A 12,010-nucleotide genomic window follows, 5' to 3' on the forward strand; every position below is an offset into this window, starting at 1 on the left:
AGGTATGCGGTTTAACCCCTAATTTTGCGGGATTTTTGGCCTTACGCTTCCCGGAGCCAACGGCCAAAAATATACTTTGCCCAGTTTGCTTTGCACATTCCGGAGCGCCGGATCGCCGGACCGCCGGACCGTTTTATTACCCCGCTCAGAAATGCCCAAAAACGCCAACATCCGCTCGGTACTTATCATCGGCTCTGGCCCCATCATCATCGGTCAGGCCTGTGAGTTTGACTACTCTGGCTCCCAAGCCGCCCGTTCTATCCGCGAGGAAGGCATCGAAGTGGCCCTGATCAACTCCAATCCGGCGACGATCATGACCGACCCGATCAACGCTGACTATGTGTACCTGAAGCCGCTGGAGAAAAAATCGATTGTCGAGATTCTGGAAAAGCACCGGCAGATGGGCAAGCCCATTGATGCGGTACTGCCTACCATGGGTGGCCAAACGGCTCTCAATCTCGCTATCGATTGCGACAAAGCGGGTGTCTGGGAAAAGTACGACGTAAAAATTATCGGGGTCGACATCAAAGCGATTGAGACGACCGAAGACCGCGAGAAATTCCGCCTGCTGATGCTTCAGCTCGACGCGGGCGTTTGCAAAGGCCGCACGGCCCGCTCGTTTCTGGAAGGAAAAGAAATTGCGCAGGAGATTGGCTTCCCGCTCGTAATCCGGCCTTCGTTTACGCTCGGCGGTACCGGCGGGGGCTTTGTTAACACGCCCGAAGAATTCGACAAGGCTCTGACCAACGGCTTGCACGCATCGCCCGTACACGAGGTGCTGGTGGAGCAAAGCGTGATGGGCTGGAAAGAGTACGAGTTAGAGCTGCTGCGCGACGGCAACGGTAACTTTATCATTGTCTGCTCGATCGAGAACTTCGACCCGATGGGCATTCACACCGGCGACTCGATCACGGTGGCCCCGGCCATGACCCTGCCTGATACGCTATACCAGAAAATGCGCGACCTCGCCATCAAGGTGATGAACGGCATTGGTCAGTTTGCGGGGGGCTGTAACATTCAGTTCTCGGTAAACCCCGAAACCGACGACATTATCGTAATCGAGGTGAACCCACGGGTGAGCCGGTCGTCGGCACTGGCCTCAAAAGCCACGGGCTACCCCATTGCCAAGATTGCCGCCAAAATGGCCATTGGCTACAACCTCGACGAGCTGATTAACCCAATTACGGGCACAACGTCGGCGTTTTTTGAGCCCGCTATCGACTACGTGATTGTGAAAGTGCCCCGCTGGAACTTCGACAAGTTTCCGGGCTCCGACCGCTCGCTCGGTCTGCAAATGAAGTCGGTAGGCGAGACAATGGGTATTGGTCGCAACTTCCAGGAAGCCTTGCAGAAAGCGTGTCAGTCGCTCGAAATCCGGCGGAATGGTCTGGGTGCCGATGGCCGCGAACTGACCGACATCAACGCCCTCAAGCAAAGCCTGGCGCACCCCAGCTGGAACCGGTTGTTCCATATCTACGATGCATTTAAGGCTGGGATGTCGTTCCGCACGATTCGGCAACTGACCAAAATTGACCCCTGGTTCCTGCATCAGATTGAAGAACTGATTGAGCTGGAGCGCGAGATTGAGCAGTACGACCTGGACGATGTACCGGCCGAACTTATCCGCACGGCCAAGCAGAAAGGGTACGCCGACCGGCAGCTGGCGCACCTGTTGCAGGTAAAAGAAAGCAAGATTTACCAGTACCGTCAGGACCACAACATCCGCCGGGTGTACAAGTGTGTGGATACCTGCGCGGCTGAGTTTGAGGCCAAAACGCCGTACTACTACTCGACGTTTAACAATCAGTTGCCCATCACGCAGGACCGCCCCGAGCCGGTATCCGACCTGCCCGGTAACGAGTCGGTTCGCTCAGACCGCAAGAAAGTGGTTATTCTGGGCTCAGGCCCCAACCGTATCGGGCAGGGTATTGAGTTCGATTACTCCTGCGTACACGGGGTGTTGGCCGCCAAAGAAGCGGGTTACGAAACGATCATGATCAACTGTAACCCCGAAACCGTTTCGACCGACCCCGACGTAGCCGATAAGCTGTACTTCGAGCCGGTGTTCTGGGAGCACGTACACGCCATCATTATGCACGAGCAGCCCGAGGGCGTTATTGTGCAGCTGGGTGGCCAGACGGCCCTCAAAATGGCCGAAAAACTGACCCGCTACGGCATCAAGATTATCGGTACAAGCTGGGAAGCCCTCGACCTCGCCGAAGACCGGGGCCTGTTCTCCGACATGCTCCGCAAACTCGACATTCCGTACCCTAAATTCGGTACGGTGCGCGAGTCAGAAGCCGCCATCGAGCTCTCGCGTGACCTTGGCTTCCCGTTGCTGGTGCGCCCCAGTTACGTACTCGGCGGGCAGTCGATGAAGATCGTGATTAACGAAACCGAGCTGGAGCAGCACGTGATGAAGATTCTGTCGGACATTCCAGACAACAACATCCTGCTCGACCACTTCCTCGAAAACGCGATTGAGGCCGAAGCCGACGCCATCTGCGACGGGGAGAACGTGTACATCATCGGGATTATGGAGCATATCGAACCGGCGGGTATTCACTCCGGCGACTCGTATGCCCTGCTGCCGCCGTTCGATCTGAGCGAGGCCGTAATAGGCCAAATTGAAGAGTACACCAAGAAAATCGCCGTGGCGCTGAAAACGGTTGGTCTGATCAACATTCAGTTTGCCATCAAAGACGAAAAAGTATACGTTATCGAAGCCAACCCGCGCGCGAGCCGGACGGTGCCGTTTATCTGCAAAGCCTACCAGGAGCCGTATGTGAATTACGCCACCAAGGTGATGCTGGGTGCCAACAAGGTGACTGACTTCACCTTCAAGCCGGTGAAGAAAGGCTACGCGATCAAGATTCCGGTATTCTCGTTCAACAAATTCCCGAACGTAAACAAGGAGCTTGGCCCCGAAATGAAATCGACGGGCGAAGGTATCTATTTCATCGACGACCTGCACGACGATTTCTTCCTGAAAGTGTACTCGGAGCGGAACCTGTACCTGAGCCGGTAAGCGTTACCCGGTAAAAATTACCCAGTAAGGCTTACCGATTACGAACGATTTTGTGCCACAGCCTGCTCAGGCTGTGGCACAACTGTTTTATGGCGTATAACAATGCCCTTAAACCGGTCGTTGTCACTAACACATACCCACCACCCCACTCAACCTGAAACAATTCACCAAAAACGTCTGACGACCTATGAACCGTGTTTTGGCAGTTGCTTCGTTCGCCCTGATTGGCCTTGCCGGCTGCAATGAGCCGACCAATAACGCCACCACAACCACCGCGCCGGTCTCCACCACAGCCACACCCGCTACCTCGGCCGGGGCCCCGAACCTGCAAATGCAGACGATCCTGACGGGCTACCAGATTATCTGGGGGATGGATTTTCTGCCCAACGGCGACCTGCTTTTCACCGAAAAACAAGGGCGTGTCTACCGGTACACCAACAATACCGCCACCGAGCTGACGGGCTTCCCCGCCGACGTGAACGCCCGCGGGCAGGGTGGTCTGCTCGATCTGCGCGTGCATCCCAACTACGCCAGCAATGGCTGGGTGTACGCCGTGTATTCAAGCGCCCCAACGGGCAACGGCCCAACCCAGCTAAACCTCGCCCGGTTCAAAGTGAGCGGAAACCAGATCACCGACCTAAGTACTATTTTCAAAACGTCGGCAACCAACACCTGGCAGGGCCACTACGGCGGTCGTATTGAGTTTGACCGCGACGGGCTGTTGTACCTGAGCGTGGGCGAGGGCGGCTCGGGCACCTACGGCGGCCCCAACGCACCGAACCAGAACGGCCAGAATCTGAACTCCGACTGGGGCAAGATTCACCGCCTAACCGACTCAGGGGGTATTCCGGCCAACAACCCGATTCTGCCGGGGCGAACCACCCCCAGCACGATTTTCTCATACGGCCACCGCAACCCGCAAGGGATGGCCCTGAACCCCACTACGGGCGACATTTGGGCCACCGAGCACGGCCCACGCGGGGGCGATGAGGTGAACATCATCCAGGCGGGCCGCAACTACGGCTGGCCCGTGGTGTCTAACGGCCTCAATTACGACGGCTCGGTGATTTCGAGCAGCCCCACCCGGCAGGGCGTACAAGCTCCCATTTTCACCTGGACCCCGTCGATGGGGCCATCGGGGCTGGCGTTTCTTACGAGTGAAACCTTCAAAGGCTGGAAAGGCGATCTGATGGTTGGCGGATTGGCCCTCACGTACCTGAGCCGTTGCGATGTGCGCGACAATACCATTACGGGAGAAGAAAAGCTTCTCGACCGGCAGGGCCGCGTGCGCTGTGTGCGGCAGGGGCCTGACGGAAACCTGTACATTTCGCTCGAAAACCCCGGCCGGATCATCCGGATTGTGCCGCAGTAAAACGATGTGGCCAGGGCAAGCTGGGTGCCAGCTTGCCCTGTTTCCTGACGACGATAAGTTATTTCACGCGCTCGAAGCGGCTCTCGTACCCATCCATAATGTTGTCGGTGAGAGTCAGATTCTTGCTGTCCAGCACAAGAATATCGTTGGTAAAGCCTATAAAGTAAGGTCCAATACCCCGGCCGGACACCGACGGCTTAACGGTCCGGTCCAGAACCCGTATGGTGGAGGTCTCCTGCCCATTGTACGTGTTCGCCGACTTTTCGATGATGTAACTACCTGACATTGTCAGGGTATCATTCCGAAACGATTCGAACGTACCCTGCCGATTAAATCGAAGTACAAACCGATCAGCAGGGTTAGGTTTCACGCTATGACCAGCAAACCCTCCTCTTGATTCTTTCCACAACCAATTCCCTACAATTAGTGGATCAGGGTCATTTGACTTGCACCCCCACGCGCCAAACAGGAGGGCTATCAGGATCAGCTTTTTCATGTGTAGTTTGGATAGATGATCTAAACTAAGATACGTATACAGCGCAAACAGTTGGAACACGATGTAACTTTTTATAAAACAAACCTTTACGCGGGTGGGGCCGTTTGGATGATAAACTCTCCCCTTTTCATCATGACCATTCAGACGACAACTACCCTCAACAACGGCGTTGAGATGCCGATGCTGGGCCTCGGTGTGTATGCCCCCTCGCAACAAAACGAAGTGCAACAGGCCGTTGAATGGGCGCTGGAGGCCGGTTGTCGGCTCATAGATACAGCCAGCATATACGGTAACGAGCGCGAAGTAGCCGCAGCCATTGCCGCCAGTGGAATTCCCCGCCGGGAGGTGTTTATCACCACCAAAGTCTGGAACACCGACATGGGCTACGAGGCTACGTTTCGGGCTTTCGACCAGAGCCTGGCCAAACTCGGCACCGACTACGCTGACCTGTACCTCATTCACTGGCCCATCCGTGAAAAACGGCTCGACACCTGGCGGGCCCTCGAAAAACTGTACGCCGACGAGCGGGTGCGGGCGATTGGCGTTTCCAATTATTACGTGCCTCATCTGGAGGAGCTGTTTACGGTGGCCAACATCACCCCGGCCGTCAATCAGTTTGAGCTAAGCCCGTATTGCCACCCCGCCGAAACCATGGCCTACTGTCGCCAGAAAGGGATTCAGATTGAAGGCTACGCTCCGCTCGTGCGGGGGCTCAAGGCCGATGACCCACGCTTACAGACCATTGCCCGGCAACACGGCAAAAGTACGTTTCAGGTGCTGGTGCGCTGGTCGTTGCAACACGGAGCCGTCACGATTCCGAAATCGGTGAAACGCGACCGCATCCGGGATAACTTCGACGTGTTTGATTTTGAACTTACCCCCGAAAACATGGCCGAAATGAATACCTGGCACGACAACACCCGCATTGCCGATGATCCGATGACGTTGCTGTAATCCTTCTCAGCGATACCCCTTCAACAAGCCCGAATTGCCTGTTCACAAGCCAGAAAACGGTCTACTATCGGGTTGTCCAACACCTAATTGTACAGGCAGAAGTTCATCGCTTTCTGATACATCTTATCTTCGTGGGTTCCAGACACTCTTGGTAACTCCATGAACAAACTTTTACTATCAGCCACGGCCCTGTTGCTCACCACAGGCGTCTACGCACAGAAGAAAGTCCGCCGGGCGGCACCCATCCCGGCGAGTCAGGCTATAGCGGCCACCCCTGCCGCCGACCGGCTGCGCCCCCGTACCACCACCTCACTCGTGCAGAACCTGCCGTTTAAATCGGTAGGGCCAACGGTCATGAGTGGGCGCGTGGTCGATTTGGCCGTGAACCCCGCCAACCCCAACGAATTTTATGTAGCCTACGCCAGCGGGGGTCTTTGGCATACCATCAATAACGGAATCTCGTTTGAGCCCTTGTTTCAGCACGAGGCCGTGATGACCATCGGGGCATTGGCCGTCGACTGGAAACCGGCCGTACCCACCATTTGGCTCGGCACGGGCGAGGCTAACTCAAGCCGATCGTCGTACTCGGGGGTGGGCTGCTACAAAAGCCTCGACGGGGGCAAAACCTGGCAACTACTGCCGGGCCTCGAAGAGTCGCACCATATCGGCAAAATTGAACTGCACCCCACCGACCCCAACGTAGCGTGGGTGGCCGTGGCAGGGCACCTGTACACCTCCAACAAGGAGCGCGGCCTGTACAAAACCTACGACGGCGGCAAAACCTGGCGGCAAACCCTGTACATTGACGATAAGACCGGGGCCATCGACGTGGACACCGACCCGGCCAATCCGCAGGTGCTGTACGCGGCCATGTGGCACAAAGAACGCCGGGCCTGGAATTTTGTAGAGGGCGGCAAAACATCGGGCCTGTACAAGAGCACCGACGGGGGCGAAACCTGGAAGCTCATCACGGGAGCCGCATCGGGTTTCCCGCAGGACGAGAACACGGGGCGCATTGGCCTGAGCATTTTCCCCAAAAATTCGCAGACCCTGTACGCGATTCTGGACAACCAGAACCCTCGCCCGGCCAAAGAGAAAAAAGCCGAGAGCCAAACCAAAAAGCTCACCAAAGACGCCCTGCGGGTTATCTCGAAAGAAGACTTCCTGAAAGCCGAAGATGCGTTTATTGCCGAATACCTGGAGGAACAAAGCTTTCCAACCCGGTACACGCCAAGCCTGCTCAAAGACCTGGTGCGGACCGACAAAATCAAGCCCATCGCGATTCTGGAATACACCGACGACGCCAACTCACGGCTGATCAATGCCGAGGTGATTGGGGCCGAGGTGTACCGCTCCGACGATGGCGGTGGTAGCTGGCGTAAAGTCAATGCCGACTATCTCGACGGTCTGTACAATACCTACGGCTACTACTTCGGCAACGTCTGGATTGCGCCCGATAATGCCGACAAAATTGTAATTGCCGGGGTACCCGTAATCCGGTCGGAAGATGGCGGCAAAACCTACCGGGGCATGGATCAGGCCAATGTGCACGCCGACCACCACGCGCTCTGGATCAACCCCCGCAACAACAACCACATGATTCTGGGCAACGACGGGGGTATCAACATCACCTACGACAACGGCAAAACCTGGTTTAAGGCCAATACGCCCGCTGTAGGGCAGTTTTACGCCGTGGCCGTTGATATGGCCAAGCCGTACAACATTTACGGGGGCTTACAGGACAACGGCGTCTGGACCGGCCCCAGCACCTACAAAGCCGACTACAACTGGTACGACGGCGGACAGTACCCCTACAAATCACTACTCGGGGGTGATGGTATGCAGGTACAGGTCGACTGGCGCGACAACAGCACCGTGTACACGGGTTTCCAGTTTGGCAACTATTTCCGCATCAACCGCAATACCGGCGAGATGAAGCGGCTCGTGGTACCTACCGAAGTAGGCGAGGCCCGGCTGCGCTGGAACTGGGAAGCCCCCATTCTGATCTCGCGCCATAATCAGGACGTGATCTACTTCGGCTCCAACCGATTCCACCGGAGCCTGAACCGGGGCGACGAGTTCAAAACCCTTTCGGGCGACCTCACCCACGGCCCCAAACCGGGCGATGTAACCTTCGGGACGCTGACGACCATCGACGAGTCGCCCCTGAAATTTGGGTTGCTCTACACCGGCAGCGACGACGGCCGGGTGCACGTTTCGCGCGATGGTGGCTATACCTGGACCGACGTTTCGGCGGGACTACCGCAGGGGCTGTGGGTAAGTCAGGTATCGGCCTCGGCGCATCAGGAAGGCACCGTGTACGTGTCGCTTAATGGCTACCGCGACGATCATTTCCGGCCGTATGTGTTTGTTTCGAAAGACTACGGTCAGACCTGGCAATCGCTTGCCGGCAGCCTGCCACAGGAGCCCGTCAACGTAGTGCGCGAAGACCCCAAAAACCCGAAACTGCTCTACGTTGGCACCGACCACGGGCTGTACATCAGCCTCGATGGGGGGCAGAACTTCGTCCGGGCCAGCTCCGCTACGTTGCCCGCCGTATCGGTTCATGACCTGGTGATTCACCCGCGCGACGGGGAGTTAGTGGTAGGCACCCACGGCCGGTCGATTTATACGGCCAACATCGAACCGCTGCAACAGATGGTCGATTCGTTGGTGACGAAGCCCCTGCACCTGTTTGCCCTGAAACCTATTACGGCTAACCCCGGCTGGGGCCGGATTTTCAACAAGTACGATGAGGCTCCGACCTACGCGTATCCCATGACGTATTACGCCAAACAGGCCGGGCAAACAGTAGTTAAAATTACAACCGACAAAGGGCTGGTGCTGAAAACGCTCACCGACACCACCGAAGCGGGACTTAACTACCTGACATACAATTACACCATTGATGCAGGCGCTCGTGAGGCTTATGAAAAGTACCTCAACGACACCCGCAAGAAAGACGATAAACCCGTGGAGCTGACCCCGGCCGACGACAAAAACCTGTACATCCGCCCCGGCAAGTACAAGTTGAGCCTGACGCAAAACGGCACCACCATAACGCACGATCTGGACATAAAAGCGCCCGAACGCCGGTCGCGCCGACCCGTCACCTTTGCCTCACCCGATGAGTTTGAGGCCTGGCGCGAAGAACAGGAAGAAGGCGGCAAATAAACGCCAACCCGTTACTCTTTGATTAGAAACGCCCCATCAAGGCGTTGCCGGAGCACCAAACCAACTCCGCGCGATGCCCTGACGGGGTTTACATTACCTCACATCATGTCGACACTTGTGCGGGCCACCCCGGCCCACCTCGAGCAACTTATGCCTTTGATCGAAGGCTTCTACACCCATTTTGGCTACCCCTACGAGGCAACTACCCACCGCGCCCTGGTAGAGCTTTTTCTGAACACCCCGCATCTGGGGTCGCTGTGGCTTATTCAGCACGAGGGCCACAACGCGGGGTACCTGGCCCTTACTTACGGGTTTACATTTGAGTTTCTCGGTCGCGACGCCTTTGTTGATGAACTGTACATCACCGAACCATACCGCAGCGGGGGACTGGGTCGGTCGGCACTGGCGCAGATTCAGCACCTGGCTCCCGAACTCGAACTGGTGGCTATTCACCTCCAAACCGAGTCGTACAACGGCCGCGCCAAACGCTTGTACGAGCAGTCGGGTTTTCGCGATCTGGGCCGCTCCACCCTCACCTGGCGGCCGGGTCAGGCGTGACCCGGTCAGGCGTGACCCGGTCAGGCGTGATCCCGATTACCGTTTGTCCGCGTACGGCACCACTCGCCGTTGACCGGGTTGAACACCCCGAAGGCTCGGCGTATCTTCATCCAAACAACTCGTTATGCGCCGTCGTCTGCTTCTTTTCCTTCTGATGTTGCCGGGCCTTTGCACCGCCCAAAACCGGTTTGCCCTCGATTCACTGGCTCAAAAGGCCCGGCTTTACCTCAACGCCCGGCAACCCGATTCGCTGTACGCACTCATGGGCGACGATTTCAGGCGGGAGATCTCACGCGAACAGTTTCGGACCATCTCAATGGGTCTGAGCGCACAACTGGGCGAATGGAAACGGAATACGTTCCGGCAGTTTAAGGGCGACGCCATTCGATACGCGGCCGTGTTTGCCAATGCGCCAATGGATTTTTACCTCAGCCAGGACAAAACGGGGCGTATCCAAACCTTTCTGTTTCGGGCCTACGAACCCGACCCTCCCACGGAGTTGCCGACGGTTACGAACAACAACCCGCTACAGAGCGGGCTCGATATACGCGTCGATTCACTGTGTCGGCTCTTTTTTGCCCAGAACAAAGGCGTGGGTCTGAGTATTGGCCTGCTCCGCAACGACAGCCTGTTTGTGTACGGCTACGGTGAAACCAGCAGGGGCAACCAAACGGTACCGACCGCCAGCCACCTGTTTGAGATTGGGTCGGTTAGCAAAACATTTACGGCTACCCTCCTGGCCGATCTGGTACAACGCGGTAAACTAAAACTCACCGACCCGGTCAACCGATACCTGCCCGACTCGATTCCGGCCTTGCAGAAAGACGGCAAACCCGTAACACTCCTGAGCCTGAGCAACCATACGTCGGGCCTGCCCCGACTACCGGCCAACCTGCTGCTGGCAAACCCTGTCAACCCCTACAAAGCCTACGACCGCCGGGCCTTGTTTGCAGCCCTGAAGCAAATGAGCCTGCTCACCGTTCCCGGCCAAACGCTCGCCTACTCCAATTTGGGCGTCGGGCTGCTGGGCACCCTGCTCGAACGACAAACGGGTCAATCGTACGAGACGCTGGTAAGCGAGCGCATTACCCGCCCGCTGGGCATGACAAGCACTGTACAAACCATTACTGAAACCCAAAAGCCCCTGTTTGTGCAGGGCCACGACCTCCGGCAAAATCCGGTATCGACGTGGGAGTTCGACGCACTGGCTGGGGCCGGGGCCCTCCGTTCCAACGTCACCGATCTGCTCCGCTACGTAAAAGCACAGCTGGGCGACGCACCAAAACCACTCAAGAAGGCTATTTCGCTCACCCACACCCCTACCTACACCGAGCCGAAGCGACGAATCGGCCTCGGCTGGTTCAGCGACCCGGAGGGCTGGTTTTATCACAACGGCGGCACGGGTGGCTTCAGTAGTTTTGTGGGCTTCGACCCGGCCGGTCGCACGGGGGTTGTGGTGTTGTCGAACAGCGCTATTCAGGTCGACCGACTCAGCGCTCAATTGGTCGAACTTATCGGAAAGAAATGAGTTGAACGGCTATACACCGGCTGGGTGAAGGCCCACCGGGTACATCTGACAAACACCACCATGCACCTTCACGTAGGCTGTACGCTTCAGTTCGAAGCGCAGGATAATACACCCGTTATTTTTATGCTCCGCCCCCGCTCGGGCAGTGGGCAGTGGATTATTTCGGAAGAGTACGAAATTATGCCCCATGTGCCCGTTACCGAGTTTACCGACCGGTACGGTAACCTGTGTCAGCGGCTGGTAGCCCCCGCCGGGCCGTTCAGCGTCCGAACAGCCGCTACCGTCCAAACCAACGATACCATCGACGTAGCACACGGGGCTCCGTTTGTCCCGATTGAGGACCTGCCCGACGATGTACTGCATTTTTTGTTGCCCAGCCGCTACTGCCAGTCCGATCAGTTAGGCGAGTTGGCCGCCGACATTACGGCCACCGTCGAAACGCCGGGCTACGATCAGGCCGAGGCTATCCGACGCTGGATTAACCAGAACATCCGCTACGAATACGGCACCAGCGACGCCAGCACCTCGGCTATCGATACGGCCGCGCACCGGGTGGGCGTTTGCCGCGACTTCACCCATTTGGGCATGGCCCTGTGCCGCAGCCTCAATATACCCGCCCGCATGGTTGTCGGGTATCTGCACGAGCTGAAGCCGATGGATCTGCACGCCTGGTTCGAAGCCTATATTGATGGGCGTTGGTACACCTTCGACGCCACCCAAACCGAACCAAAAGGCAACCGCGTAACGGTAGCCTACGGCCGCGATGCCGCCGATGTGGCCTTCACCACGCAGTTCGGCCCGATGCTGCTGAATACGATGGAAGTGTGGGTGAAAGCAGCCGAACAGTAAAAAAGGCATCCGGGTTTCCGGGTGCCTTTCTTAACTATCGAGAAAACAAAA

At 57.1% G+C, this 12,010-nt stretch carries 8 protein-coding genes; 7 read left to right on the forward strand and 1 reads right to left on the reverse strand.

Annotation, left to right across the window (positions count from 1 at the left end; all coding sequences use genetic code 11):
* The first annotated feature begins 151 nt into the window (after nucleotides 1-151).
* Entirely contained in the window at nucleotides 152-3,028 is a 2,877-nt protein-coding gene (carB, locus tag F5984_RS06160) for a carbamoyl-phosphate synthase large subunit (protein ID WP_152123399.1), read from the forward strand.
* A gap of 187 nt (nucleotides 3,029-3,215) precedes the next feature.
* On the forward strand, nucleotides 3,216-4,400 hold the full coding sequence (locus F5984_RS06165) for a PQQ-dependent sugar dehydrogenase (protein WP_152123400.1): 1,185 nt from the start codon (nucleotides 3,216-3,218) through the stop codon (nucleotides 4,398-4,400).
* 58 nt (nucleotides 4,401-4,458) lie between these two features.
* Here the strand turns inward: F5984_RS06165 and F5984_RS06170 are convergent, their stop codons facing one another.
* A complete protein-coding gene (locus F5984_RS06170) occupies nucleotides 4,459-4,896 on the reverse strand; it encodes a hypothetical protein (RefSeq protein ID WP_152123401.1) in 438 nt (145 codons plus the stop codon).
* Nucleotides 4,897-5,028: 132 nt separating this feature from the next.
* Here F5984_RS06170 and F5984_RS06175 point away from each other — a divergent pair, with 132 nt between their 5' ends.
* The 5 genes from F5984_RS06175 (at nucleotide 5,029) to F5984_RS06195 (ending at nucleotide 11,959) form a co-directional block, all read left to right on the forward strand.
* Entirely contained in the window at nucleotides 5,029-5,850 is an 822-nt protein-coding gene (locus tag F5984_RS06175) for an aldo/keto reductase (RefSeq protein WP_152123402.1), read from the forward strand.
* Nucleotides 5,851-6,009: 159 nt separating this feature from the next.
* The gene (locus tag F5984_RS06180) at nucleotides 6,010-9,024 is read left to right on the forward strand and encodes a WD40/YVTN/BNR-like repeat-containing protein (RefSeq protein WP_152123403.1); all 3,015 of its coding nucleotides are present in this window, start codon (nucleotides 6,010-6,012) and stop codon (nucleotides 9,022-9,024) included.
* A 105-nt stretch (nucleotides 9,025-9,129) separates the two neighbouring features.
* Nucleotides 9,130-9,582: a GNAT family N-acetyltransferase gene (locus tag F5984_RS06185; RefSeq protein WP_152123404.1), complete on the forward strand. Its 453-nt coding sequence runs from the start codon at nucleotides 9,130-9,132 to the stop codon at nucleotides 9,580-9,582.
* A 124-nt stretch (nucleotides 9,583-9,706) separates the two neighbouring features.
* Entirely contained in the window at nucleotides 9,707-11,110 is a 1,404-nt protein-coding gene (locus tag F5984_RS06190; protein ID WP_152123405.1) for a serine hydrolase domain-containing protein, read from the forward strand.
* Between the two features lie 60 nt (nucleotides 11,111-11,170).
* On the forward strand, nucleotides 11,171-11,959 hold the full coding sequence (locus tag F5984_RS06195; protein ID WP_152123406.1) for a transglutaminase-like domain-containing protein: 789 nt from the start codon (nucleotides 11,171-11,173) through the stop codon (nucleotides 11,957-11,959).
* Nucleotides 11,960-12,010 lie beyond the last annotated feature (51 nt).

The sequence above is a fragment of the Rudanella paleaurantiibacter genome, assembly GCF_009184635.1.
GTDB classification, from domain to species: Bacteria; Bacteroidota; Bacteroidia; order Cytophagales; family Spirosomataceae; genus Rudanella; species Rudanella paleaurantiibacter.

Bases quoted from the DNA above. Each gene is read 5' to 3' on its own strand.
- carB (WP_152123399.1), top strand. From the start codon at position 152: ATGCCCAAAAACGCCAACATCCGCTCGGTACTTATCATCGGCTCTGGC.
- F5984_RS06165 (WP_152123400.1), top strand. From the start codon at position 3,216: ATGAACCGTGTTTTGGCAGTTGCTTCGTTCGCCCTGATTGGCCTTGCC.
- F5984_RS06170 (WP_152123401.1), bottom strand. From the start codon at position 4,896: ATGAAAAAGCTGATCCTGATAGCCCTCCTGTTTGGCGCGTGGGGGTGC.
- F5984_RS06175 (WP_152123402.1), top strand. From the start codon at position 5,029: ATGACCATTCAGACGACAACTACCCTCAACAACGGCGTTGAGATGCCG.
- F5984_RS06180 (WP_152123403.1), top strand. From the start codon at position 6,010: ATGAACAAACTTTTACTATCAGCCACGGCCCTGTTGCTCACCACAGGC.
- F5984_RS06185 (WP_152123404.1), top strand. From the start codon at position 9,130: ATGTCGACACTTGTGCGGGCCACCCCGGCCCACCTCGAGCAACTTATG.
- F5984_RS06190 (WP_152123405.1), top strand. From the start codon at position 9,707: ATGCGCCGTCGTCTGCTTCTTTTCCTTCTGATGTTGCCGGGCCTTTGC.
- F5984_RS06195 (WP_152123406.1), top strand. From the start codon at position 11,171: ATGCACCTTCACGTAGGCTGTACGCTTCAGTTCGAAGCGCAGGATAAT.